19 protein-coding genes and 1 tRNA gene are annotated in these 25,754 nt (G+C 43.1%); 4 read left to right on the top strand and 16 right to left on the bottom strand.

The window, feature by feature from the left end; genetic code table 11:
- The first annotated feature begins 25 nt into the window (after window positions 1-25).
- The gene (locus tag RG963_RS00655; RefSeq protein ID WP_310574340.1) at window positions 26-1,567 is read left to right on the top strand and encodes a DUF1616 domain-containing protein; all 1,542 of its coding nucleotides are present in this window, start codon (window positions 26-28) and stop codon (window positions 1,565-1,567) included.
- A gap of 104 nt (window positions 1,568-1,671) precedes the next feature.
- Here the strand turns inward: RG963_RS00655 and RG963_RS00650 are convergent, their stop codons facing one another.
- The 16 genes from RG963_RS00650 to RG963_RS00575 form a co-directional block, all read right to left on the bottom strand.
- The gene (locus RG963_RS00650; protein WP_310574339.1) at window positions 1,672-2,415 is read right to left on the bottom strand and encodes an epoxyqueuosine reductase; all 744 of its coding nucleotides are present in this window, start codon (window positions 2,413-2,415) and stop codon (window positions 1,672-1,674) included.
- A gap of 236 nt (window positions 2,416-2,651) precedes the next feature.
- Entirely contained in the window at window positions 2,652-3,134 is a 483-nt protein-coding gene (locus RG963_RS00645; RefSeq protein ID WP_310574338.1) for a methylated-DNA--[protein]-cysteine S-methyltransferase, read from the bottom strand.
- A gap of 212 nt (window positions 3,135-3,346) precedes the next feature.
- Window positions 3,347-5,407, bottom strand: coding sequence for a M3 family oligoendopeptidase (locus RG963_RS00640; RefSeq protein WP_310574337.1), 2,061 nt, complete (start codon window positions 5,405-5,407; stop codon window positions 3,347-3,349).
- A gap of 335 nt (window positions 5,408-5,742) precedes the next feature.
- Window positions 5,743-7,029 (bottom strand): phosphomethylpyrimidine synthase ThiC, encoded by a 1,287-nt coding sequence (gene thiC, locus RG963_RS00635; protein ID WP_310574336.1) that lies wholly within the window; start codon window positions 7,027-7,029, stop codon window positions 5,743-5,745.
- Window positions 7,030-7,686: 657 nt separating this feature from the next.
- On the bottom strand, window positions 7,687-8,496 hold the full coding sequence (locus RG963_RS00630; protein WP_310574335.1) for a hypothetical protein: 810 nt from the start codon (window positions 8,494-8,496) through the stop codon (window positions 7,687-7,689).
- A gap of 1,126 nt (window positions 8,497-9,622) precedes the next feature.
- A complete protein-coding gene (gene aglJ / locus RG963_RS00625; RefSeq protein WP_310574334.1) occupies window positions 9,623-10,540 on the bottom strand; it encodes an S-layer glycoprotein N-glycosyltransferase AglJ in 918 nt (305 codons plus the stop codon).
- A 134-nt stretch (window positions 10,541-10,674) separates the two neighbouring features.
- On the bottom strand, window positions 10,675-11,226 hold the full coding sequence (locus tag RG963_RS00620) for a TATA-box-binding protein (RefSeq protein WP_310574333.1): 552 nt from the start codon (window positions 11,224-11,226) through the stop codon (window positions 10,675-10,677).
- 193 nt (window positions 11,227-11,419) lie between these two features.
- Window positions 11,420-12,544 carry an SMC-Scp complex subunit ScpB gene (gene scpB / locus RG963_RS00615; RefSeq protein ID WP_310574332.1) on the bottom strand — a complete coding sequence of 375 codons (1,125 nt, stop codon included), beginning with the start codon at window positions 12,542-12,544 and terminating at the stop codon, window positions 11,420-11,422.
- A 113-nt stretch (window positions 12,545-12,657) separates the two neighbouring features.
- On the bottom strand, window positions 12,658-13,677 hold the full coding sequence (locus tag RG963_RS00610) for a ScpA family protein (protein WP_310574331.1): 1,020 nt from the start codon (window positions 13,675-13,677) through the stop codon (window positions 12,658-12,660).
- Entirely contained in the window at window positions 13,670-17,197 is a 3,528-nt protein-coding gene (gene smc, locus RG963_RS00605) for a chromosome segregation protein SMC (RefSeq protein ID WP_310574330.1), read from the bottom strand. The genes RG963_RS00610 and smc overlap by 8 nt, the downstream gene beginning before the upstream one ends.
- A 50-nt stretch (window positions 17,198-17,247) precedes the next feature.
- On the bottom strand, window positions 17,248-18,210 hold the full coding sequence (locus RG963_RS00600) for a hypothetical protein (protein ID WP_310574329.1): 963 nt from the start codon (window positions 18,208-18,210) through the stop codon (window positions 17,248-17,250).
- A 629-nt stretch (window positions 18,211-18,839) separates the two neighbouring features.
- Window positions 18,840-19,079, bottom strand: coding sequence for a hypothetical protein (locus RG963_RS00595; RefSeq protein WP_310574328.1), 240 nt, complete (start codon window positions 19,077-19,079; stop codon window positions 18,840-18,842).
- Between the two features lie 162 nt (window positions 19,080-19,241).
- Window positions 19,242-21,221, bottom strand: a complete 1,980-nt coding sequence (gene feoB, locus RG963_RS00590; protein WP_396654674.1) for a ferrous iron transport protein B — start codon at window positions 21,219-21,221, stop codon at window positions 19,242-19,244.
- 48 nt (window positions 21,222-21,269) lie between these two features.
- Entirely contained in the window at window positions 21,270-21,935 is a 666-nt protein-coding gene (locus RG963_RS00585) for a metal-dependent transcriptional regulator (protein ID WP_310574327.1), read from the bottom strand.
- A 197-nt stretch (window positions 21,936-22,132) separates the two neighbouring features.
- Window positions 22,133-22,612 carry an N-acetyltransferase gene (locus tag RG963_RS00580; RefSeq protein ID WP_310574326.1) on the bottom strand — a complete coding sequence of 160 codons (480 nt, stop codon included), beginning with the start codon at window positions 22,610-22,612 and terminating at the stop codon, window positions 22,133-22,135.
- 254 nt (window positions 22,613-22,866) lie between these two features.
- Window positions 22,867-22,941, bottom strand: a tRNA-Arg gene (locus RG963_RS00575).
- 527 nt (window positions 22,942-23,468) lie between these two features.
- On the opposite strand from RG963_RS00575, the gene RG963_RS00570 reads away from it, so the two are divergent.
- The 3 genes from RG963_RS00570 (at window position 23,469) to RG963_RS00560 (ending at window position 25,723) form a co-directional block, all read left to right on the top strand.
- On the top strand, window positions 23,469-23,981 hold the full coding sequence (locus RG963_RS00570) for a biotin transporter BioY (RefSeq protein ID WP_396654676.1): 513 nt from the start codon (window positions 23,469-23,471) through the stop codon (window positions 23,979-23,981).
- 87 nt (window positions 23,982-24,068) lie between these two features.
- Entirely contained in the window at window positions 24,069-24,893 is an 825-nt protein-coding gene (locus tag RG963_RS00565; protein WP_310574324.1) for an energy-coupling factor transporter ATPase, read from the top strand.
- A complete protein-coding gene (locus RG963_RS00560; RefSeq protein WP_310574323.1) occupies window positions 24,869-25,723 on the top strand; it encodes an ATP-binding cassette domain-containing protein in 855 nt (284 codons plus the stop codon). The genes RG963_RS00565 and RG963_RS00560 overlap by 25 nt, the downstream gene beginning before the upstream one ends.
- Window positions 25,724-25,754: the final 31 nt, after the last annotated feature.

The following is a 25,754-nucleotide window of genomic DNA, read 5'->3' as shown; positions in this document are numbered from 1 at the left end:
AAATATCTCATAGAGTGGGTTAGAAATGAGAAAGACAAAAGCGTTAGCTTTGATAATTTTGATAAGCCTGGCTCTCTTTGCATCAGGATGTGAGGAAGAGCTGAGTGCAGAAGAGATCGCAACGAAGATGCAGGAAAAAGGAGAAAGCATCGAAGATTACTCCTGCATAATGTATACGGCGACTTATGCCAATGGAGAGAAGGTTCAGGAAAATGAAGAACGGATAATGTACAAAAAGCCGAATATGATGAAGGGTTGGATCATAGAACAGGGAAAAGAAGAAGCTGCAACTGTTTCGGACGGGGAATTCTTGTGGAGTTATAATGCAGGGACAAATACGGTTACAAAAATTAAACTGCCTGAGAAGTCACCTTTAAATAAAAGTGGTTATGTGGGGCTTATTGAGGATTTCCTAAATAAAACAAATGTTTCACTTCTGGGAGTTGAAGAGGTGGACGGAAGGAGCGCATATGTCCTTGAAGCTGAGCCGGAAGCGGAGAAAGAAGGGTACAGCCTATTTTCTCGGACGAAAATGTGGGTGGATAGAGAGACATGGATGCCTCTTAGAAACGAAATGTATGACAACAAAGGAAACCTGGTAATAGAAACAGAAATGAGCGACCTGAAACTAAATACAGGCATTCCTGATCCCGAATTTGAGTTTGAGGTTCCGGAAGGAGCAGAGATAAAAGTTATTGACCTGGAAGATTTTAAAGCTCCTGAAGAAATGAGCCTTGAAAAAGCCAGAGAAAAAGTTAGTTTTGAAATACTTATCCCGGAATACATCCCCGAAGGATATGTGCTTAACTACACAATGGTATACGATAATTACGAGACAGCCCTTGAAGGCCAGGGTTCCGAGGCTGTAATGCTTAACTACCAGAGAGAGGATGAAAGTTTCCTGATAACACAAACTATTTACGAAAACAAGCCCGAAGAAAATGCTACGCCCGCGCAGATGGCTGAAAATGTCAGTATCAACGGAAAGGAAGGAAAATACATTAACCAGTTCGGAGACCTCAAAATTCTGATATGGAATCTTGGAGAATTTGAAATGACCCTTACTGGTTACCTTGAAAAAGCCGAGATGCTGAAAATCGCGAAGTCTTTACAGGAACCTTTTACCGAATTCGATATTCTGGACGCAGAATCTTTAAAGGAGCCTTTTACCGAAGTCTACATCTTGGGGCCTGAAGGGACGGCTGAAAACTATCCAACAGATTACGTACTCGGGGGGAATGGGACAATAATAGTTGGAATTATAAATCATGAGCAGAAGCCCGTAAACGATACAATGGAAGTCAGGCTCGAAGACACGCCTCTACCTTTGCCGGATGATTGGAAAAGTATATGCATCGTGAACAATGAGACCTGGGAAAAAGCAGTAACCATAACTCCTCCCTTCGTGGGAACGAACATGAACCTTGAATTTTTGTTCTACAATAACGATAAAAAGGACATGTTAGAAGAGAATGTCAGTGTGCCTTATAGAGAACTTCATCTATGGATAAATGTAACAACGCAGAATTTCTCGAAGAATGCTTCAACTCCGTTAACGGTGATATAAGCAACTAAGCTGAGATTCAGCACTGAACCCTGTCTTTCTCAAGAAAAGTTGAAATAATTAAAATCGCGAAATCGATATCTGGAAACGGGGGAAATTCCCATGTTTCAACGAGACCTGAGAGCACACGGTCCTGTCGCACATTTTCCGCAGGCTGGTTGATTGAGTTCGGGAAAAGCTTTTGCATTTTCCTGAAGCAGCCTGAAACATTTTTCTTTGTCAAGTCCTCTTGTGCTGAGAGCGCCAGCAGGGCACCTGTCCACACAGACAAGGCATTTCTCACCTTTTTTGTAGCAGCAGAACTCCTCGATCGGGCGTGGAGTAGGAGGGATTTCAGCAGAGATCAAGAGAGTTCCAAAACGACCTGCGCATCCTGCCGCTGTTATCAACATCTGATGGACTCCGAAAGTACCAAGCCCGGCAGCGTAAGCGGCGCTCTTGTGGGACCAGGCAACGTCAAAACCCTTATTCTTATAATCGAAAATAATTTCAGGCACAATTGTCGAGATCCCCTCTTTTGCAAGCTCGGCTTTGAGCGCTTCATTGATTTTCGTGATCAATCGATCTGTTTCACCCTTAGCCTGAATCCATTCTTTTACCGGGTCAGGAGACTTCCAGTTTAGTTTCACAAGTTCTTTTTCAAAAGGCAGGAAGAAGGAAACAACGGTTTTTGCTTCGGGAAATACTTCCTCAGGGTACAGGTTATGAGGCCCTATGATTTCTTTCATTTCATCGAAAATGGGATCATTTGCTGAAACATAACCGATAAGAGGTCCATGGTATCTGGTTTCAGTACCTGGATTTGTGGCGGCTGTTTTAATAATGCTCTCAATCTTATTTTTGAGCTCCATAGTGGTTTCTCCTGAAAATCTGTTGTTGTCGGGTGCATGAATAACAGATTTAAAATTTATCTAGCAAGAATTATTTAAAATAACGGCAGGTCACGCCGAAATAATAGCCACTCTTTAGAGGGTATTGTTCTTGATAGTGGAGTACTATTTTTTGAAAATGGTTTATAGGTTAAAGAAAAAGTGATAATATCCAGATGGAAAATAACGGTATGGAGATTTCAGGGTATAATCTATTTTTAATCAGCATACGGCTCGTTCCCTTCAAGCTTTAATAAGAATGCTTTTACATCCAGACCCGAAGCATAGCCGGTAAGTTTCCCATTTGCCCCTATAACCCTGTGGCAGGGAACGATTATAGCAATTGGATTCCGGTTATTCGCAAGCCCCACCGCCCTATAAGCCTTTGGTTTCCCTATAGATACGGCTATATCCTTGTAAGTCCTGGTCTCCCCGCAAGGTATTTTACACAAAGCTTTCCAGACGGATTTCTGAAAATCCGTTCCCTCAGGAGCCAGCTTGAGGTCAAAGGATTTGAGTTTCCCTGAAAAATAAGCTTCAAGCTGCCTGCCCGTTTCCTTGAAAAATTCTTTGTTTTTTACCCAGTCATCAGGGACTTCTACTTTCCTCTCTCCTTTCAGGAAGATAAGATGCTTCAGTCCGTCTTCATTTCCTGCCAGAAGAATAGGACAAATTGGGGATTCGATTATATCATAATACATTTTGTTTGCCTCCTGCAGCAGTTGCAAATAGAGTTGTAGCGCTTCTGGCAGAAATGTTTATTCAATGGTGTGGCAAAAAGCGCTGGTTGAGCTTAAGTCATGGCCTGAGATGTGGAGAAAATCCTGCTCTGAGTAAAAAGAAAATAAATTAAAGGCTGAGGGACACTTAAAGCCCGCAAGCAGCCTCAAACGTTCACCTAAAATATTTAAATTCATTTAATTTTACGTCCGATGTTCCAGAAAGATCCCGAATAAATATTCAGGTTTTCCACGGCAGAATCAGACTCAGGTCCATCCTTGTCTTTTTCCAGTTCATTCAATTCCTTAATCCTCAACTCCACGACGACCATTGCATCTTCAAAGAGCTGCCTGTTGATTTCGATCCCGAAATACTTTTTGAGTTTCTCTTCAGGAAGCATTGTCGAACCTGCCGAAAGATAGGCTATGTAGTTCTCATTGAAAGTTTTCGGATCTTCCCTGTACTGTTTGAAGAGGGAGAGAGTTATTGCCTTTGAAACTGCGTAGTTAAAAGTATAGTAATTGTTTGTGAGGTAAATGTGGTTAATATAAGCCCATTCCGCAGAATTTTCATCGTAATATTCAACTGAGTCGCTCCCGTATTCTTTAGATAGACTTGTCCAGAGCGCATTGAGTTCGGCTCCGCTGACATTTCCGTTTTCAGCGCATAGCTGGTGTGCTTTATATTCAAATTCCGTAATCATGGGCTGCCTGGTCAAGTAGTTCTGATATTCTCCTATATGCTGGGAAAGTACCGCAACTGCGGTTTCTTTATCAGAGTTTTCGACCACATAATCAACAAAGAGTTCTTCATTGAAAGTTGAAGGAATTTCCATTTCGTATATCTGACCGAAGCAGTAGGTGTAATCTACGGAGTTGCCCATCAGGTAGAAATTGGCCCCATGCCCCAGTTCATGAGTAAGAGCCTTCTGGTCACTGATAATACCGTTGTAGTTGATAAAAATCAGAGCCGGGGCCTTCAGGGCACAGAGTTCGTAACAGTAACCTCCTGGCTGTTTTCCGTGTTCAGGGTCAGGATATACGTCTATGAAATTGCCAGTTACCGTTTTTAAAAAGATTTCATTGAAAATGGGATCCATTCTGGAATAGGATTTCTGGATCTCCTGCAAAGATTCTACATAAGTGTAATTTCTACCAGGTTGATCCGTTAACTGCAGCATGAGGTCGTATGGCTTGAGAGTTTCAAGCCCTAGCTTTTCTCTCCTGAACTTATTGTAGTCTTCAAATACGTATTTTTTCTCCTTGAAAACCGTATTCATATCATCAATCTGAGTTCTGTTGAGATAGAGCCCGTAGAGGCAGGAATCATAAGAATCCGTGTAGTTCAACTGCCTGGAGGCAAGGTCGTCAAGCCGGGCTTTTTCGGAGTAGAGGGATGCCATCGAATCGGACTCGTTGATCAGGTGGTAAAATCTCTTATCATAACATTTTTTCCTGTCTTCTCGGCACTGGTCTGTTGAAAGCAGAATGTTGTAGGACTGGGAATTGACTGAAAACTCCTCCCCGTCCTCAAGCGTTATATTTCCTGCCATCGTGACGTTGTTCGTGATCTTCGAAAGTGCTTCAGTCTCCAGTTTCATGCGCTGATTTTCAATATCTGAAAGATATACAGCCTGGGATTCATTCATTGACCTGTGATCTGCAAACCTCATATAGGTAGCTTCAAGATGCGGCCGATATTTCTCAAGCCCGGGTTCTTCAGAAAAGAGCCTTTCCCACTCATCATTTGAGAGTGATGTCAACTTTACGGTTGCAAACGCAGTGGCTTTCCCATGTTCAGTAGCCAGATCTTGAGAGTCAGTAAGAAGGGAAACAAGGAACTGATCATTAACATTTTTACTGAGCTGAGTATATGCGTAAATGTACAGAATATCAAAAGACCTTGAAAATTCCTTTTCAGCTTCCATATAACTCAGTAAAACAGGTCCCGACAGATTTTCAAATTCCGGACGGAAAGTTTCGTTTATTTCTTCGGATCTCTTTTTTAATGCCTCAAGTTCTTCTAAGGCATCTTCCCTGTTGCTGAAGAGATATGAATCGTTCCATTCAGTGGTAACCTCGTCGGGATTAAGCTCTTCAAATGTGCATTCTTCGCTCATTATTTCCGAAGGCTTCGCCACCTCTGCAGAAGCTCCGCATTCTGAAAAGACTGTAAAAAATAGTAATATTCCGAGAGTAAGGAACCCCTTAATTACTCCGAGAGCAACGAGCCCTTTAACTGATTTTCGTTTCATAAAACCTCTACCCTTGATAGAATCTAAAATGTCCTTCTGGATTATGTATCATGTAAGAAGACTGTTCAACGTTTCAGTAAATTATAGAAAAGATAACTTCCGATATTTTAAAGATATTTATGTAAAAAACTATCGATTTTAAACTACCAGAAAGGCAAAAATTGGGACTGAAAAACAATATAAAAAATGCCTGAATTAAAAGAAAAGCCAAAGTTGAGCTGGCGTATCCCGTTGCAAGTAACAGGGTAAATGATAATATAAATCAAAAATCGAAAAAGTAAAAACAGAAGAAAGCATGGCCAAAAGGCCTTACTTTCCTTTAAGAAGTACTGTATTTATTTTGCGAGATTATAGCTCTGGTTGACGATCTTCAGGGCGCAGTAGTTACCGCACATTGTGCAGGCGTCTGTGTCTTCGGGTGCCCTGCTGGCCCGGACTGCTCTTGCATGTTCGGGGTCGATTGCAAGGGAATACATCTTTTCCCAGTCAAGTTCTCTTCTTGCTCTGCCCATAGCGAGGTCCTGTTCTCTTGCTCTGTCGGGGTACTTTACCATATCCCCTACGTGAGCTGCAATCCTTGAGGTCTTGACCCCTGTGATGACGTCTTCGAGGTTTGGAAGGGCAAGGTGTTCTGCAGGAGTCACGTAGCAGAGGAAGTCACAGCCATAAGATGCAGATACGGATGCACCTATTGCGGTTACTATATGGTCGTAGCCGGGCGCGATGTCGGTTACAAGCGGACCAAGCATATAGAAGGGCTTATGGCCGCTCATTTCCTTCATGAGTTTTACGTTGGTTGCGATCTGGTCGAGCGGGACGTGGCCAGGACCTTCGACAATGACCTGCAGACCCTGTTTATGAGCTTTATCAGCCAGTTCGGCATTGATGATGAGTTCCTGGATCTGGGCACGGTCAGTTGCGTCGTGAACTGCACCTGCACGCATTCCATTTCCTGTGGAGAGTACAACTTCATGTTCCTTGAGAATCTCAACGAGGTAGTCGAAATTGGCATAAAGCGGGTTTTCCTTTTCGTTGTGGAGCATCCAGGAAGTCATAAAGGCCCCGCCGCGGGAACAGAGACCGCCGTACCTGCCGTGGGCTTTGAGCCGGTCCATAGTGATATTGTTGATCCCGGTGTGGATTGCCATAAAGTTGGTCCCGAGCTTTGCCTGGTCTTCGGTCGCCTTGAAGAGTTCTTCTTCAGTCATATGCACAATTGAGCCGTACTTCCTTGCGGCCTCAATGAAAGCCTGATAGAGAGGTACTGAACCTACAGAAAGGGAGATGCTGTCAATGACCATTTTCCTGATTGCGAGGAAATCTCCGCCAGTCCCCAGTTCCATAAGGGTGTCTGCGCCTGCGGCTTCCGCAGCCTGGGCTTTTTCGACTTCCATATTTGGATCGACAATGTCTGAGGATACACCGATGGATGCGTTGACCTTTGTCCTGAGCCCTTCTCCGATACCACAGAGCTTTACCTGCCTGTAAGGGGAAGTTGGAATAACGATTCTTCCGGCTGCAATACCACGGCGGATAAATTCAGGGTCAAGTCCTTCATTCTTTGCAACGACCTTCATCTCTTCGGTGATTATTCCTTTTTGAGCATCTTCCACAATTGTCATATTATTAACCTCAAGCTTTCTATTATCTGTAACATGTATCTGTAAGATTAGGCTGTAATTAAGGTAAAAGTGAGTTAGATCATAAAAAGCGCGTAATTATATATAACGCTATTTAAAAAATTAACTTTAACCTTAATCAACTTTACTTTACTTCAATGCCCATAGATCTCGGAAAAATAAAATATATATTCAAAATAAATCTTTCATAACTAAATCATAAAGTTGTTTTGAGGAAAAAACAAGTAAAGTTGTTTTAAATTAAAAATTGAAGAAGGCAAGGCTCATAGTAAAATCAGGCATAAAAAATATAGTCTAACGGGAGAAAAAATAAGACCTCAATTTTCTATATTCAAAAATTAGTTTACTCTTTTGAACTATTATCTATTGGCAAATCCATTGGCAAATCCATTGGCAAACATCACAATAAATAAATTAACATAGTTTCGATGTGTATTTGATACTTACAACATTCCAAAAAATCATTCATTTACTCCTAGTTGTGGAGTTCAAATGGCCTGGAAAGTTTGCTTGAACTCCACAAAAACGTTTAAGTCAATATTATAAATTTTATTAATGGAGTATAAGGAACACCCAGTTTTGTTACTGTTAAGAAGTTTCATTAACATAATTAGGAATTTTATCGCTAATATTCTGGAATTATTGAGGTATTGCCATAAAATAAAATTCCTGTCCCAGAGTAACCTTGACTTTTAAAAAGCCCGTGCCACTGATAGTTGCTTTTATTTCGTTCAGGTACTGGCCCCTGTATTCTTTGGGCCACTCCCCAGGGTCATTATTTGCTTCCAAACGGATGTGGAAATCTATCGGTGCTCCTTGTCTACATTCACTTACATAGACATAACTGTCATAAGTTGGATTTGAGGCATACCTGGTGTATTCTCCATAAGGGATTACAGAAATATTCGAAGTGTTTTCAACCGGGAATAATATTGGACTTCCGTTACTTATAGGATCGAAAATATCAAAATAGTCTGCAACAAAATTTGCACTAAAAGAAATATCCTGGAGCACGGATTCATTTGTCCTGAATCCAAGCATATATCCTTTCTCAGTTTCTACAATGAAGGTTGTCCAACCTCCTGGCGTTGTTTTGTTGTCAAAGATTTCAGTTGCATTTTCAAAATAGGGACCTTTGCGGTATTGTTCAGGCCAATTGTTGATTTCGTGCATCAGCTCCTGGGTAAAATAAGGGTCTTTCTGAGCAAGTGGAGTGAAAAATCTGCCTTCTTTTGTTGCAGGAATCGGAACCATTATTACAGTAGGCCCCAGCACATTTCTTCCGGAAAGGCCCTCTACCCTGACACCATATCCACAATGATAGTGTTGACTTCTATCCCTCCAATCTTTCGTATCCATATGAATAGCATGGAACCATATGCTCACGACAATGCCCCCTCCAACAAGAATAAGCAAAACAGTAATAAGTAACAGATTTCTTTTTCTCACTTTTACTTGCCCCCTCATATTCTAAAAAATGAGAGGAGTTATCCTCTCACATAATTTACAAGCCCCTTATTGTATTTTGTTGCCTCACGTAGTCCATCCTTACCACGTCTCCATATTTTTGTCCGACATCCCAGTTATTATATACAATCCGGTATACCAACTATCTGGCTCGTCGGAATAATCACTTGCAGTTTGCGCATAATTTATACTGACTCCCATCTTTCTGCACGCACTATATGTCATTTTATTATGAGTACCTGTATTAGTACCATCTACAGACCATTGAATCCCAATATCTTTCTTTTCTTCATTGGAAACATAGCAATTGTCAATATAACTAAAGAAGATTTTTTGCTGATTTTTGTCTGCCTCGAGTAAGTACCAATAAGGCAATTTAGCTGTTGTATTTAGTGTTATAATCGGTTCTGGCTCTGGGACATTCTACTCGATTTCTTCAACAGGCTTTCTCAGTTGTCTTTTCAGTTAATGGCTTAGCACTAGAGGCTGGTATTAAGCAACATGCTTATCAGCAGCATTGCCAAAATCAATGTTCTTAATCCAAATTTCTTCTTTGTTATCATGTCTTTACTTAGTTTCTTTACTCCAGAGGCAGAATTAAGTAAGTTAAGTACTTGCAAGTCTATGATTCTCTTGCCTCTGGGAATATGGAGTTCAGATTGGCTCTCAAACTTTTTGTTTGAACTCTATATATGTTACATTAGATTAATTATTCATAAGTGGGTGGGATTAATTCCCTAATAAATATTAATAAAGGTAAAGTTATAGACCTAAGGTGAACAAATAAAAATCAATTAGAATTTTTAGGCAGAACTTACTTATAGGGTAATCGCTATCGGTTGTTTCTTACCTGGGCTTTAGATTTTAAGTTCTTAACTTATAGAAAGCGTAAGCTGTACGCTTTCTAAACAAAAAAATAGAAACCAATTCATAAATCATTCAATATAAACTAAATAATAATTTTAAAGCTAGTTTAATATGTCCGATTTTTAGAAATAATCAAAAAATTGTTAATATATTGATGTTATAGCAGTTTTAGTGATCTCTTAACTTCAAAAAAGTCACTATCTCCGAGTTAAAAAATATAAACTGAAAAATTAGAAATTTTTTACTTTTTCTGTTTATTCATTTCTATAATTAACTGGACTGTTTGCCTATGAAGGGTTAATATGAAATCGCTCAAGGTTCCGAAGATAAACATCTGAAGGCCGAATATGATCAGCAGGGTTGTAAGAATGGTAAGTGGGATATGATCGGTTCCCTCGATCCACTCGCTTACAACAAAGGTTCCTGTGAACAGGCCTGCCAAGATTGAGATGTAACCTATAATTCCAAAGTAAAACATAGGGTTATGCATTTTTGCAAGCTTGTAGATAGTAGACCCGATTCTGAACCCGTCTTTTACCGGATTTAGCTTGGTTGCACCTTTTTCACTTCTCGGAAGGTAAGTGATAGGGACTTCTTCGACCCTTTGCTTTTTAAGAATGCATTCCACAGAAATCTCAGTCTCGATTTCGAAGCCTGTCTTGTTAAGTTCAAGCTCCCTCACACTCTCGAGCGTAAAAGCACGGTAACCTGAGAGAATGTCTTTTAATTTTACTCCGTACGCAATGTCAAAAAACATGTTTATCAGACGGTTACCCATAAGGTTAAGCTTTGTAAAGGCTCCAGGGGAGTAATTTTCCAGCCGATTGCCTATAACGTGATCGGCACGGCCTTCAAGCACAGGCTCGAGAAGGAAACGAGCCTCTCGGGCAAGATATGTCCCGTCACCATCAACCATTATTACGTAAGGGCTTTCTATAAGCCCGAAAGCCTGAATCATTGCCTGCCCTTTACCTTTTCCGGTCTGCATGACAACTCTTGCCCCTTCAGCCTCTGCAATTTCCCCTGTGCCGTCCCTGCTGTTTCCGTCGATCACCAGGATGTTAGAAAAGCCTTCTTTCCTGAAGTCCTTGATAAGCTGCCCTATTGTTGCAGCTTCGTTAAGTGTGGGAACAAGAATGCAAACATCTGCGCTGTTCACGTTTTACACATATCCTTTGCCGGAACCTCTACGCGTGCCGCAGAATCCGTTTTATTGTAAAATATATCAGTTTTCTTATTTCCGTAGAATGAATCCTGAAAAGGGAGTATAATATTGTAATAGATTGAAGGTTCTTATAAAAGCCCCATGTTGTCTAGTTGCTGGCGGACGACTTCGACACCTCTCTCACAATCCTCAGGGGACTTGCCGCCTGTAACCACCAGTTTTCCTGAGCTGAAGATAAGCACAACTACTTTGGGCACATCGATTCTGTACACAAGGCCAGGGAACTGTTCGGGCTCATATTCGATGTTTTCAAGCCCAAGCCCTATTGCAATTGCATTGAGGTTCAAAATAGTGTGCAGGTCTGCGGAAGCGACAATATTCTGGACAGTAATCTGGGGGTTCTCTAAGGTCTTGATCCCGATGCCGTTCAGTTTTTTTGCCATGTTACCTATAACTGTGTGCACGTCGGCAACATTTTTTGCTCCTGTACAGACAACCTTGCCGGAAGTAAAGACAAGGAATGCAGCTTTAGGGTCCGTAACCCTGTAAACGAGCCCTGGGAACTTCTGCTTGTTGTACTCAGCTCCTTCGAACTCCGATTCGATAACAATTAAATCGAATTCTTCAGCGAGTTTAGTGGATGCGACCACGTTTTCGATTTTGATGCTAGATTCGCTCATTAGTCAACCCTCAGTATATAAAGCAAAGGTAATATTCTCTAACCAGTATATAAAGCTATAGTCAAATACTCTGCTTACTATATAAAGCATTTATATATAGGATATAATGAGACAGAAAAACTTAAATTTCGGGCGCCCGTGATTTTAAAGAAATTGAACAAGAAAGGGGTATCCATGCTGTATTTCAGACGTCTCAATCCTCAAACTTTTCCAGACCTTGAAGAATAGCATCATATTTTGTGCAGACTCTCTTGAGGAGGTCACCTTCCACGCTGCGATGAGTGGGTATAAGGATTTGAGCTCCGGTCTCTATTTTTACCCCGTTCCTTGAAGTCCCGTAGTCAGGAGCAACGAGAACGCCGTCTGCGGAAATTCCGAGAGAAAGGTCATTTATGACCTTTGAGACCATCTCGGTTGCCGGCTTTACCTTCTTCTCAATGAGCACAGCGGAAGAAACATATCTTTCCCTGGTCTCCCGAATCTTCTTAATAGTTTCTTCCACGGTTTTAGGGGCCACTTCATCGGGAAGTTCTTCGGCAAGTAACGAAATCGCTTCTATGAGATCTTCAAAAGTTGTTGAATGCATTTCAAGGATTTCTCCGTCGCAGTATTGCCTTACGGTATCAGAGTAACCGGCCGAGACAACCAGCACATCCGCCTCAAGCAAACGGGAGATCTCTTCCTTCGAAGGTGAGTAAGCATTGGCCACAAAGTATTCCTTAATCCCGCACATGCTCATGAGAGATTCATACATCGGAGTCACAACAATAGTCTTTTTTCCGATCCACAGGTTGATCTCACTCTGCCCGCCCTGAGACCTCAAAAGTTCAAGGATTTTCTCCTTTATGGCTGTCGGGTCGTTTTTCTTAAGCCCGAAATAATCTGCAAAAAGAGAAGTTGTGGAAAGCTGCCTGCTCCTTCCGCAGGGTACGGACTCTACAAACCCCCGCTCTATAAGGTCCTTTATATGATCATAGGCTCCGCTTCCCCTCATATCAATAAGGTCTGACTGGAGCATAGGCTGGTGGTAAGCAATCATGGAAAGGGTGCGAAGTTTCGGGGCCGAAAGCTCTTTTGGGGCAACTTCCCGCATAAGTTCGGAATATTCGGGCTTGACCTGCATGACGTAACGGTCCCCGAGGTCAAGGATCTCAATACCCGAGCCCCTGGAAGAGTAAGCCTCCGTTAGTTCCTGTACTACTGAAAGGACGGCTTTTTTTGGCTTCCCTGTAATTTTTGCAAGCTTCTCGAGGCTTACTGCCCTCCCAGCGGCAAAAAGTGCCGCTTCGATAATCTCAAGCATCTCAAGCTCACTCATAAATTTCACTTCCAGAAAAAGAATAAAATTGTTCTTCAATCAGGTTAACTTTTAATCAGGCGGATTTTAATCAAACTAACTTGCTTTTGCAGGCTTCGATTAGGGTCAATATCTCAAAGTGCGGTTTTCGGAGGTTCTTTGCCAGGGTTATCATGCAAAGGCATCTCACCTGTAAAATCTGTTTCCGAGGAGCTTTTAATTTGAGGCCCCGACATTTCGGCTTTTGATTCTAACTTTATTTCATGGAAATGAGACGGGTTGCCCTCAGTGGAAACTCCGGATTCCTCTCCCGGATATATATATAGTTCCTCGAAAAGTTCATTCTGGAAAAGCCAAATCTTCCTGTTTGAAGCAAGAAAGAGAAGAGAGAGATAATCCATGACTCTATCTTCACTTGTTTCCAGAAAACTGGAAAAAACTACTACAGGCTGCGCTATAAATAGTTCCGCAAGCCTGGCCCAGATAAGTGCCAGCCGCGAGCTTATGGTTTCTTCATGCGCAAGACCCAGGACATCTCCTGTAGTAAGTTGAAGACGAGAAGGAGGTTTTTCTGCAATTAGGAGGGCTTTCTTTTCATTTCTTCTGGAGAGGCTTTTTTCTGCTTTCTTTAGTTCAAGAATCAGTTCGTTGAGTGTGACCGGTCTGGTGGAAATGCGGCGGACAGGAAGTTTCGGAATAGGAAACTCCCCAGGCTCAGGAAGATCCTGATCGTCAAGAAAAGCAGAATCAAACTCATCGACTTCTTCCTTCTCTATCTCGAGGATTCCCGAGGATTTCATGCGAAGAAGAATCGCAGAATAAAGAAGTGTTCTTGAGGAAATTCTGAGATCCATTTTTTGGAGCTTTTCCACCCTTCCCAGAAAACCGTCAGTCAGCTGTACGATATCTATATCCCAGGGGTCGATCTTCCCATCCCGAGCAAGCTCAACAAGTATGCCCAGGGGTTCATAGGTCTCAAAATCCGAAATATCAAGCAGCTTCCAATCAATTCCAAGACATGAAAGAGTATTTGTAAGTCCGTACGTTTCCGGGTCCGCAAAAAGAGAGTTGTTTTCCCCGGATTCAAGAACAGTAAGAGCCTTAAGTCGGGGGACTTCCAGTGCTGCTCCCGCATTATCCATAAGCTCAGCCATTAAGCTTCACTCCGGTAATACTCGTGATATTATTTTCCTGCATTGTAACTCCTATTGTCCTGCTTGCGGCCTGGATCATGGGTTTTCTCAGGGAAACAACAATGAACTGGACTTTTGACCCTGAGTTTTTAACGCGTCTTGAAACCCTTTCCACGTTCTGTCCATCAAGGAACATATCAATCTCATCAAAAGCATAGAACGGAGCAGGGCGGTACTGCTGGATCGCAAAGATGAAAGCAAGGGCTGTAAGGCTTTTTTCTCCTCCGGACATGGCTTCTATTCGCTGGAGAGTTTTTTCTTTGGGCTGAGCCCGGAGGGTCATCCCTCCTGCAAAAGGATCGTCAGGATCTTCAAGCAAGAGTTCACCCATACCGTCGGAAAGCTCATGGAAAATGTCGCTGAAATTGGCATTAATGCTCGTATAGGCTTCCATAAAGGCATCCCGCTTTAGCTGTTCATACTGGTCGATACGCTCAAGGAGCTGCTCTCTTTCGGAAAAAAGAGTATCCCGTTTTCCTTGCAGATCCGAAAGCCTGAGTTCTACCTCATTGTACTCGTCAATTGCCCTCATATTTACGGGCTCAAGCCGTCTGAGGGCCTCTTCGATTGCCTGAATCCTCATGTAAACGGTTTCGTAGTTCGGGACCTCATCGGTCTCCTCTATACCTCTTCTCACGACTTCTTCCATGAACTGCTTTTCCTGGTCAAGAAGGGCGTTTCTCGTAGCTATAAGCGTAAGCACCTGTTGTTTTGCCTTTTCAAGCGTAGTTACGGCAATATTTACCCTGCGCTTTACAGCACTGTGTTCAGCCTGGACACTCTCTCTCTCTTTCTGCAGCCCTCGAAGTTCATCGGAAAGTTCAAGCTCCCTGGTCTTTTTTTCTTCGAGCTTTTCCTCAAGTTCCCGGATTTTTGTTTTTAGGAAGTTTACTTTTTCCAGCCTGGAAGCTTTCTTTCCATCAAGGTCTCTGATTAGTTCCTTTGCTTCTGCAATTTTCTGTTCTGCATACTCTTTTTCAAGCTGAAGAGCATTCAGACTGGCTTCAGTATCCCGGATTCGACCTTCGAGCCGCCGGAGTTCCTCGCCAACGAATTCGATCTTTTTATTTATCTCAGGCAGAGGGGAGTCAGCAAGTTTTTCTTCAAGTCCGGAAATCTGCACTTCAAGTTCAGATGCAGCCTCTTCTTTATCGGTCTTTTCCGCAATTACCCTGTCCATTTCAGCCCTGAGTTCGGTTCTGGACTCCTCGATTGCTTTGAGGTCTACAAGTTTGGCTTCGATAAGTTCTGCAAGTTTGGCTTCTCTGCCTGCAATTTCCTCAAGCTGGAGTTCCTTTCGCGAAATCGTAGCCTCACAGTCCCGGATTTTCCGGTTCAACTCGAAAAGGTGACTTTCAATGCTGTCCTGTTTGCCTATGGCTGCATTCCTGCTTGCATCCAGGGATTTGATCTCGTCTGCAAGTTCAAGAAGTTTGTCCTTTTCTGCAGCTGCAAAAGAAATTCCCGACTTAGAAGAGATGGACCCTCCTACCATTGCCCCGCTCTTCTCAAGGAGTTCGCCTTCAAGGGTGACCATTCTTGCCTTTCCCATAAGGCGGCGTGCACTTGCAAGGTCTTCCATGACAAGGGTATCCTGAAAGACATACCAGAAAGCAGGTTCAAAACCTGAATCAAATTCTATAAGGTCAATTGCGTACCCTATTACTCCGTTTTCGTAACTTAGATTTTCAAGCCGCCTGGATTCTTTCATTTTGTTGAGGGGAAGGAAAGTAGCTCTCCCTCCTTTTCTATGCTTCAGGTACTCAATTGCTTCGGCAGCATCGGCATCGGTATCTACAACAATTGCCTGCATTCGGTTTCCTGCGGCAATCTCCAGAGCTGTTGAATATTGTCTGTCTACTTTTCCCAGCTGGGCAATGGTGCCGTAAATTCCGAAGAGGTCTTCCTGCCGCGAAGCCCCGATTACCATCTCCACGGCTCTTGAATAGCTTCCTCCCTGTTCAGAAGCCCGTACTCTCGCTTCGGTGATTGCATATTCCTGCTGGAGACCATGAAGCTTGCTTTCAAGTTTCCTTATATCCTCCTTGATCCTGAAGTGGCTGCTTTCGATATCGTCATGGTCTCGAATAAGGGACTCCAGGTTTTCGGAGAGCTTTTCAATCTCATACCTCACAGAAAGCGTGTCACTGTCAGAAGTTGCAACCGCTGCTTTCGCATCCCCTATTTGGTTTTCTATCTCCCGCAGTTCGGAGGATTTTCTCCTGAGAGTATCGAGAAGCCGGTCCTCGGCCCGGATGAGCTCGTTCTTTTCGTTCTTGATCTCCTCAAGTTTCTTCCTGGCAGCTATGAGTTCATCCCTTGTCGTGGCAAACTTTGCGTCTACAGCTGCAATCCTGCTCTGGAGCAACATGCGCTCTGTTTTGCGCTCGGAAAGCTCTGACGAAATGCTGTCCTTTCTCAGGTTTTCGGCTTCGATCTTCTCTTCAAGTTCCCGGACTTTGCCCTTGGTAGAATCTATCTCTATAAACGCTTTCCTGCGCCGCGAATCAGCTTCCTCAAGTTCGGATTCCGAAAGCTCGATGCTATCCACACAGCGCGAAATTTCTCCCCGGGTCTCTTCTATCTCCCTCTTGACCTGAAGCTGTTCATCCTCTCCTTTTTTACGGATTTCAAGGGAAAGCTTTTCCAGAGAATCTTCAAGAGCCTGGAGTTCCTGCACTCTCTCGGTTAGCAGAGCCTGAACTTTCTCAAGGTGTTCTTCCTTTCCGGCAAGCTCCTTATCCACATTTTGCAGTTCGGTCCTTGCGTCCTTGAGTTTAGAAAGCAGGACATAACCTTCAAATTTGGCTTTTTCAGCCTTAAGTGCCTGGTATTTTAAGGCCTGGTCGCGTTCCCCGGCCAGTTTTCCTAGCTGGATTTTTACTTCCTCAAGAATAATATCCACACGTTCGATCTGTTGCCTGACGATTTCAAGTTCTCCAAGTGCCTTTTGCTTGCGCTCGTCAAATTCTGCGACCCCTGCGATTTCGTCGATAATCTTTCGTCGTTCTACAGAGGTCATGGAGATAATCTGGGTAACGTCTCCCTGCATGACCACATTATAACCTTCAGGCGTCACCCCGGCTTTTGCAAGCTGAAAATGTATTTCTCCAAGGTTTACAGCTTTTCCGTTGAAATAAAAATAGCTATAGTACCCGCTTTTTGTTCGGCGGATTTTTCTTGAGATCTCGACCTCATCAAGATCTATAGGCAACTTGCGGTCGGAATTGTCAAAACGGATCGTAACCTGGGCAAAATCAGGCTTTTTTGCCTCGTCGCCGTTGTAAATCAGGTCAGTAAGTTTCTCAGCCCGAAGAGTCCTGGAACTTGTAAGCCCGAGTGCAAAGAGAATCCCGTCTATAATGTTTGACTTTCCACTCCCATTTGGGCCGGAAATAGTGGTAAAGTCGTTGTAAAAGGAAACCTTTACTTTTTTTCCGAAGGATTTGAAATTAACGAATTCTATTTCTTTTATATACACAGGATGCCTCTGTAATTTCGCATTTTTGAGGAAGTTTCTGTTTTTAAGCCTCAGTATGCCCGGGAGTTTTTCCGGCTGCACGTGATGATTTCTGCATCTTCACTTTCCCGCAGGTCCACGGATTCTTCTATGAAATGCTTTTTAGAGGTCTTTTCAGCGATTATATATTCACATTTATAATCATCCGCAGGCCGAGCTCTCGAAGGGTCTGTTCTGACAGGGGCAGACGGCCTCACAGAGGGTGACTGTCTTGGGGGCGGCTGCCTGGCAGGTTCGGTTCTGGCTGACGGCTGCTGCCTCACATTGCCTTTAAGCCGTCTTTTATCCCCGCTCTCTGCAATAATGTACTCACACTTTGTCTCAACTTCTTCTTTATCAAGTTCAGCTGGCTCGACTTCTCTGAGCTTCAGCTGGACTTTTGCACTTGTGTCTGGTAGAGGGGCAGGCTCTTCCCTGAATTCAGTCAGTCTGCGTGCTGCAGAGTTTTCTTTTCGGAGTTCAGGGTTTTGTTTCGGCTTTCTGGAAAGGGAAGGAAGATCCAGAGGGTCTTCAGGAAGGGTAAAAGTAACAGAAGGAGAGGTAGCAGGAACAGTATTTTTCGCATCTTCCAGCAGTTTAGTAAGATTTCCTATATCAGTTCCCAGTTTCCTTATAAGCATTTTCTGGTCAAGCAATTCGCGGACAAGACCATCCTGAATGCCTGCAAGTTCCCTCAGCTTCCGGTCAGCCACTCCCGAATCATTTTCTCTGGATGCTTTCAATTCCATTCTCAATTCATCGAGGATTGAAGCCTTGAGTAGGACAGGGTTAGGGATTCCCATCAGTTCGGTTCTGATTTCGGAAAGAACTAGGTCCTTAATGGAGTCTTGATCTGAAACGTTTTCCATCTCGGCCCGCAGTTCGTTGAGAACCGAAACCTTAATCGATTTCTTGAGAGTCTCGAGCTCCTCATAATTTATTGACAGTCGCCTTTTAAGCGGTGTATTGTGCACGTCCCTCTGTCCAGTTCTCATTAAAATACCTCTTATAAGAAATTCGGGTTCCGGTTTCCTGATTGTCTGCAACTTTTTACCGGTAAGTCAGATCACCACAATTATAAATAAATTGATTAGCTTATGAAAATTCAAATAATCTGTATAAAGTACATGTAATCTTGCTTTATATATATATGGTAATCGATAGTATTTTCCAGCCTGATATAACTTTTAATTAAATAGTAATAATAATAAGAATCGCTTTATTAACCTTTCTGAAAATATTTTATAGAAATCAGCTGAGAGAACAGGAAAAAAGATACAAAAGAAAAGTTTTGAAAAATCTCCAAAAACTAAAGATGTGAATCTGCTGAATGGTTAAAAACATACGTTTGAAATTTGGAATCTCCTGGAAAAAATGACTGTTTTTTACATTTATCTTCTGTAAAAAATTAACGATTTGAGGAATAAATAATAAATCAGAGAGCACATGGAACATCTCGTTTCCGAAACAGATGGGTAAAGATATTCCGCAAATATGAGATCAAATTCCGAGAAAAAAGGTCCATAATACTGCAAAATAGGAGAATGAAACCCAAATTTAGCTCTAAAATAGAACGAGTTAAAGGGTTGGATTTCAGTCAAATGATAAAAATTTTCTTGATGTGTTAGTTGATGGATGTGAGGGAATCATCGAAATCGACCAGTACGCTCTCTCTCGATTGAATTTTGGAGGATGTACATTCCATCTCCACAGCGTTTTCATTAACAATGGAGCCGTGAGTTCCGGTGCTTTCAAGGAAAAATTGAACCTCATCAAGTTCAGGCTCGTGGAAATGATCCATTTCGAGAATATCCATAATAACACTCAACACGTTTTTGTGTAAGTGATTGGTGATTCGGGTCATCGGGAATAACACGATGTATCAAGTATTAATAATTTGCGGCAAACGCAAAGCATTTTGAAAAGAAATAAACAAGCTTATTAATATATAAACATTATGCCAGAGAGACGGGAGCTTACTTTCCACAAAATGGCCTTAAAGCTCGATAAAAAAGGAACGAAGAAGTCAAAGAAAAGAAGGCCCTAAAACCCGGATCAAAACGCCCACCCCGAGCGCCAGAAATATAGTGAAAAGAACTATCGCAGCCGTATCTTTTGCTCCTAACTCGTGTTTAAGTACCGCAATCGTTGCCATACACGGCATATAAATAGTCGTGATTACAGCAAACTGGTACATCTGAACAGGTGTCATTACAGCTGCAAAGTTGGCTGTGCCTGCTAATACGGCAAGGATCTGAAGCGCCATTTCCTTTCGAAGAATTCCGAACACCAGTGCGGTTGCAGCGAATGCCGGAAGACCCAGCAGGCCTACAGATACAGGCTCTACAAAGTCCTGGAAGATCGAGAGAAGGCCCAGGGCGTCGGCAACTCCTAGAAACGCGCTTCCAACAAGCAGAAGCGGAAAAGCAATATAAAAAAACTCCCGACTTTTCATCCAGGTTTTCCTGAGGGTAGATTTAAGCTCCGGTTTTCTGAGAGGGGTCATTTCCATAATGAAGCCACTTCTCTGGCCGGGTAGAGTCTTTCCGAGAATCCAGCCCATTCCGGTAATAATTATTACTTCCAGAACATAAATCGAAACCGCAGGCCAGAAGCCTACGAAAGTTCCCACAAGCCCCAGGATTATAACTGTCCTCGCAGAGCAGGGAATGAGAGCTATAAGAAGGGAAGCTATCCTCTTTTCCCGCCGCGTGCCAAGGGCGTGTACTGCCATAATTGCAGGGACATTGCAGCCAAAGCCAAGAACCAGCGGGATCACAGCTCTTCCGTGAAGCCCGAGCTTATGAGTGAGATTGTCCAGCAGAAAAGCCGCCCTGGTGAGATATCCCGAATCCTCGAATATGGAAAGAATGGCGTAAAAGACTGCAATATAAGGAATTGCAATTGCAAATCCTGCCTCCACTCCCCGAAGAGAATACAGGATCAAGTTCCTCACTATAAGCGGCATGCCTGAAATCGCGGTCTCGACAGGCAGGATCACATAGGGCTCGAAGACTTCGTTCACAATCCAGGTCTCAAGGAAACCTCCTACCCGGAAGACAAGAAGGAAAGTAAGGAGCAGGGCGGATATGAGCACCAGAATCCCGAAATTAGGAGAGGTGAGGATTGCATCTATTCTTTCCCTTAAGCTTTTTTTGGGCTCGAACCTTGAGATCACGCTGTCCACTATGTATCCGGCTTCTCCATAGAGATCTCTTGCAACTGTATCGGGTACCGATATTCCATGTTCCATTTCCAGGTTTTGCCTTAACCGCCTGGCAGAAGAGAGTAGGGCATTAGCCTCAGGTGGCATACAGCAGAGTTCCACAAACTCGACATCGTTCAGGAGAGCTGCAGTCTTTGCGCTTAGAGATGAATCAGGAAAAGAATAGTCCAGGTTGGAAAGAGCCTGCCGGATCCAGTGGCTGTACCTTACTCTGTGATGTTTCTGCACTTTTCCCTGTTCTGCGAGGGCCACAAGCATTACTTCATCAAGCCCCACCCCCCAGGTCGCAACTGTTGGCACTACGGGCAGGCCAAGCATTTCGGAGAGCCCATCCGCATCAATAAGGACCCCAAGATTTGCAGCCATGTCTACCTGATTTAACGCAAGAACCATAGGGATATCGAGTTCCAGAAGCTGAAGGGTTAGGTATAGATTTCTCTCAAGCCTGCTCGCATCAAGGACATTGATAATGATATCCGGCTGGTCCTCGATGAGGTATCTTTTGGTTACTTTCTCATCTTCGTTTGTAATCCCAAGCGAATAAATTCCAGGCAGGTCAACTACCTCAATAGTCTTCCCCCGAGCCTTTACAATTCCCCTTTTAAGTGCAACTGTCGTGCCAGGGTAATTTGAGACCTCGACACCTACCCCTGTAAGCCTGCTGAAGAAAACGCTTTTTCCAACGCTTGGATTGCCTATGAAGGCAATTGTCATATCATATGGGGTTTTGCTTTTATTTCCGCTTTCGGAGTTACAGCATGAGCTGGAAATTCCTATCACGTCCCCAGTTATTTTGCTCTTTGCCAGTTATATGCCTTCTCTGCCCCTTTACAGGCTTTTGGTTTTCGGAGTTATGAAGATTTTCTTTGCAATGTCTCTTCCGAGAGCAATTTCCGACCCAACTGCTATAACCGAGATGCAGCCCTGTTTTTGCTTGCGCTTGACTTCAATATCTTCGCCCGTAAGGATACCGAGGGATGTCAGGCGTTCTTTTGTCTCCCTGGGAAGGGTTACCCGAGTAACTTTGCCTGAACTTCCCTCTTCCATTTCATCAAGGGGAATGAATTTTTCCTCTCGCCTGATATTATTTTTATCGATATTGATAGGGTTCCCGTCGGGGCAATATTCGGGACTTCCTAAAAATTCGTAGAGCCTTTCAAGTACGGCATCAGATACTGCGTGTTCAAGTTCGCAGGCTTCTTTGTGAGCTTCCTTCCTATCGAAGTCAAGGACATCAGCCAGGAAGGTTTCAAGCACCTGGTGTTTCCTTTTGATCCTGACAGCCTGATCAGTTCCCTTTTCGGTCAATTCGACTCCCTGATAAGGTGTGTATTCTACAAGGCCCGAAGAATTTAATTTTTTAATCATTTCCGTCACGCTCGGCGGAGATACATTGAGCTCTTCGGATATCTGTTTTGTCTTTGCAGGGCCCTGGTTCTTTCTAATAAGGTAAAGAATAGTTTCAAGATATTCTTCAAATCGCTCTGTATGCATCAACACCATCCCGCCAATAAAGGCCTGATTTTAGATCAGATAATTAGGATCACCTAAAAAACATAACTGCCTGAATAAATATCTTTTGGTTTTTTGACTATTTATATTTATTATAAAGGTTTCAAAACGAAAATCCCGTGGATTCAACTTCAATTGCTGAAATCTTCAAAATAGAAAGGAAGGATTTCTGAAGCAATTCAGGAATTAATCGATTTAAGGACAGCAATTTCGTTACAATCTGGAAATTTGGGGCATTTTAGACAGCCGGACCAGATTTTCCTGGGAAGGCTGTTTTTGTCCACAACCTTAAAGCCCAGGGTTTCAAAAAAACCAGGCACATAAGTAAGTGCAAAGACTTCCTTCATGCCAAGGTTTCGAGCATCATCAAGGCATGCCGAGACAAGCTTTGCACCTATTCCTTTTCTTGCACATTTTGGGTTCACCGCAAGAGCAAGTATCTCTGCAAGATCTTCCCATACTACATGCAGCGAACAGCAGCCTACAACCTCTCCATCAATCTCGCAGATGTAATAATCCCTAATGTTCTCATATATTTCACTCAGAGAACGGGCAAGCATTAGCTCATCCTTCGAATAAGTATTGATAATCTGCTTCATTACAACGACGTCATCTACCCTGGCTTTCCTGATCAATTTCTGTTTCCTCTGAAGTGGCATTTTATTTTCTAATAGAATAAGGCTGTTATAGAATAAACTGTTAGAGTTTATGATTTTTAAAACTGTACTGTGTACCAGCTATGGAATTACTCGCTTTCCAGATAAGAGATTTTCCATCGTCTACAAATAGATCCTATAATTCAGGAAGATCGGATTCTCCTTCTGAGTCGGCAAAGCGTCTAAAAAACATTAAAATTCTAAAATGAACCTTTATTTCTGGATTAAACTGACAAAAGTAGGTTAAAGGAAATTAGCGGGCGCGAAGGGATTTGAACCCCCGATTTACAGCTTAGGAGGCTGCCGCCATATCCGGGCTAGGCCACACGCCCACGAACCGCTTCCTGAGAATACAGCCTTGCAGCCGCCTGCTGAATCTGCATTTCAGGTGAAGTATCCCTAATACCGGTATAAGATATATATCTAATTGTCGGTTCGAAATGGAGAAATAAACGCCTGAGAAAACAAGAGTTGATTTTTCTGGAAAGTTTTAAATCTAATGTAAACCATTGACATTTCTGTGGTTAACAATACCTTATATTTGCAATGGGCTATCTGTCCCTCAGAGATTTGATATTGATATTGATATTTAGAGAATTGTTGCTGTGAGGCTTAAGAGGTACAGTCAGTATCAAGAGGTACAGTCAGTATCAGTCTTTATCAGTTAGTTTAGTCACTATTACAGCCTTTATTTCCCATCGGATCGTGTTTACCTGCAAATATAGGTTTAAGAATCATTGAAAAGCCTGAAAAAGGCGAAAAAAAGAAAAGACACGAGTAAAAGTAAAAATCGATAAGAGGAGAAAATGTGCATATAAAAAACAATCATTCTTATTCATCCCGTACTCCTGAACTCAGGATGATGGTCTTTGCATCCCTTTTTGCGGCCCTGACTGCCGCAGGATCTTACATACAGATTCCTATGCCTTTCTCCCCTGTCCCTATCACACTGCAGGTATTCTTTGTTCTGCTTGCCGGGAGCATGTTGAAAAGCAAATGGGGAAGCCTGAGCATGATAGTGTATACCTTGCTTGGCATTGCAGGACTTCCTGTTTTTGCAGGAGGCAGTTCCGGAATGGGAGTGCTCCTTGGGCCTACAGGCGGGTATATAGTCGGGTTCATTCTCGCTGCTTATATCATAGGAAAGCTTTCCGAAAAGGCGGAAAATACTACCAGATCCAGGCTCCTCATCAATGCCCTTAACATGAGCATAGGAGTCCTGGTTCTCTATGCCTGCGGGGTTTTTCAATTGATGCTGATGGCTGAGATAGGACCCGGGACAGCCCTTGCCCTTGGTATTCTTCCTTTTATACCGGGAGAAATCGTAAAAACTGCAGTTGCCGCGTACATTGCTTCAACCCATGAACTTTAAAGCCTCCTGGCTTCTAATTTTTCCTTTGAAAAAGAAACCGGAGTTTTTCGGAGAATTTAAAACGAAGAAATGAAAGTTTGATTAAGTATGATCAGGCTCGAAAAAGTACGTTATAATTATCCTGATGGAACCCCTGCGCTTAAGAACATAACTCTGGCAATAAAAAAAGGAGAATTCATAGGGATAATCGGTAAAAACGGCAGCGGAAAGTCCACACTTGCTCTCCTGCTCAATGGGCTCCTGAAACCCCAGCAAGGCAGGGTAATGATAAGGGGAATGGATACTCGTGATCCTTCCAAGCTCCCGGGAATCCGGAAGCTCATAGGTATTGTATTCCAGAATCCTGAAACTCAATTTGTGGGCAGGACAGTCGAAGAAGATCTTGCTTTCGGCCCCGAGAATCTTTGCCTTCCTCCTGTGGAAATCAGGAAATGCGTGGATGTGGCCCTTGCCGAAACAGGGCTTGAGAATTACAGGCACCGTTCCCCAAAAAATTTGAGTGGAGGGCAGGGGCAGTGTGTTGCCCTGGCAGGAATTCTTGCAATGAGGCCTGAATGCCTTATTTTCGATGAGGTCACTTCCATGCTTGATCCCGATTCCGGGACGGCTATTCTTGAAAGCATAAAAAAACTGCACCGAAAAGGAAAAACGATTGTATATATTACCCACAATCTCGAAGAGCTTCATGACGCAGACAGAATAATTGTCATGGAAAAAGGGAGAATAATGCTTGAAGGAAATCCTGAGAGCGTTTTTTCGGACTCCTCCCTTCAAACCCTTGGATTCTCCCTGCCTTCTCTTATTGAGCTGGCAGAGCACCTGAAAACTAACGGGGTCGCAATCCCCTGGGAAAAAACATCTTCCCCCCACAGCTTTGCAGAGGAAATATGCCGATTATTCTTGAAAACGTGAGTTTTTCCTATTCCAGTAAGACTCCTCTCGAAACTCCTGCTTTAAGAGACATTAACCTGCGGATAGAAAAAGGAGAGTTCGTGGGGATACTGGGAGAAAAAGGTGCCGGGAAATCCACTCTTACAAAAATTTTCAACGGGGTTTTTAAGCCGAAAACCGGAACCGTGCGTGTTGACGGGCTCGATCCTTCCTCAAAAGAGGCAAAACGCAGGGTAGGAATGGTTTTTCAACAGGCTGCAGACCAGCTCTTTTGCAGGACCATATATGAGGAAATAGCTTTCGGCCCTCTAAACTTCGGGTACTCGAAAAAAGAAACCGAGGAAAGGATTTATGAGGTGCTTGAAGCTGTTTCTCTTGATCGGGCCGTGCTTTCTCGAGACCCTTTCAGCCTTAGTGGAGGGGAAATGCAAAGAATTGCCCTTGCAAGCGCCCTTGCACTCAGGCCGGATTACCTCATACTGGACGAACCCATAACAGGGCTTGATCCTGTTGGGAAAAAGGAAATCCTCGAGGCTCTTCAAAAAATAAAAGACAGGGGAACTGCGGTTATTACAGTAACCCATAACCTTAAAGGGTTTTTTCCGCTGCTTGAAAGAATCGTACTCATCAGGGAAGGAAGGATAGCTTTCCAGGGCAGCAGGGAAAAATACCTTGAAACCGATTGCATACCTCTTCCGCCTATTGCTTCCATGATGAAGGAACTCAGAGCAAGAGGTCTGCCCGTAAATCCTGCAGTATTTACGGTTGAAGGTGCTCTTGAAGAGATCCTTAGAGTAAAATCTGCAATTGAAAAAGAAAATTATGAGAACAATCCGGGTCAGAGAATATAATCTGGTAAGAAACTGCTGTCTGAATAAGAAA

Origin of the sequence: Methanosarcina baikalica, assembly GCF_031461075.1 — an archaeon.
Taxonomy (GTDB): Archaea; Halobacteriota; Methanosarcinia; order Methanosarcinales; family Methanosarcinaceae; genus Methanosarcina; species Methanosarcina baikalica.
Note: the sequence above shows the minus strand (reverse complement) of the source record. Positions and strands in the feature narration are given on the sequence as shown.

Excerpts from the sequence above, each read along its gene's own strand:
- thiC (WP_310574336.1), bottom strand. The coding sequence starts at position 7,029 with ATGACAATTGTGGAAGATGCTCAAAAAGGAATAATCACCGAAGAGATG.
- RG963_RS00640 (WP_310574337.1), bottom strand. The coding sequence starts at position 5,407 with ATGAAACGAAAATCAGTTAAAGGGCTCGTTGCTCTCGGAGTAATTAAG.
- RG963_RS00580 (WP_310574326.1), bottom strand. The coding sequence starts at position 22,612 with ATGCCACTTCAGAGGAAACAGAAATTGATCAGGAAAGCCAGGGTAGAT.
- RG963_RS00585 (WP_310574327.1), bottom strand. The coding sequence starts at position 21,935 with ATGCATACAGAGCGATTTGAAGAATATCTTGAAACTATTCTTTACCTT.
- RG963_RS00655 (WP_310574340.1), top strand. The coding sequence starts at position 26 with ATGAGAAAGACAAAAGCGTTAGCTTTGATAATTTTGATAAGCCTGGCT.
- RG963_RS00570 (WP_396654676.1), top strand. The coding sequence starts at position 23,469 with ATGATGGTCTTTGCATCCCTTTTTGCGGCCCTGACTGCCGCAGGATCT.
- RG963_RS00600 (WP_310574329.1), bottom strand. The coding sequence starts at position 18,210 with ATGAGAACTGGACAGAGGGACGTGCACAATACACCGCTTAAAAGGCGA.
- RG963_RS00560 (WP_310574323.1), top strand. The coding sequence starts at position 24,869 with ATGCCGATTATTCTTGAAAACGTGAGTTTTTCCTATTCCAGTAAGACT.
- RG963_RS00650 (WP_310574339.1), bottom strand. The coding sequence starts at position 2,415 with ATGGAGCTCAAAAATAAGATTGAGAGCATTATTAAAACAGCCGCCACA.
- RG963_RS00620 (WP_310574333.1), bottom strand. The coding sequence starts at position 11,226 with ATGAGCGAATCTAGCATCAAAATCGAAAACGTGGTCGCATCCACTAAA.
- RG963_RS00645 (WP_310574338.1), bottom strand. The coding sequence starts at position 3,134 with ATGTATTATGATATAATCGAATCCCCAATTTGTCCTATTCTTCTGGCA.
- scpB (WP_310574332.1), bottom strand. The coding sequence starts at position 12,544 with ATGAGTGAGCTTGAGATGCTTGAGATTATCGAAGCGGCACTTTTTGCC.
- RG963_RS00610 (WP_310574331.1), bottom strand. The coding sequence starts at position 13,677 with ATGGCTGAGCTTATGGATAATGCGGGAGCAGCACTGGAAGTCCCCCGA.
- RG963_RS00595 (WP_310574328.1), bottom strand. The coding sequence starts at position 19,079 with ATGACCCGAATCACCAATCACTTACACAAAAACGTGTTGAGTGTTATT.
- RG963_RS00565 (WP_310574324.1), top strand. The coding sequence starts at position 24,069 with ATGATCAGGCTCGAAAAAGTACGTTATAATTATCCTGATGGAACCCCT.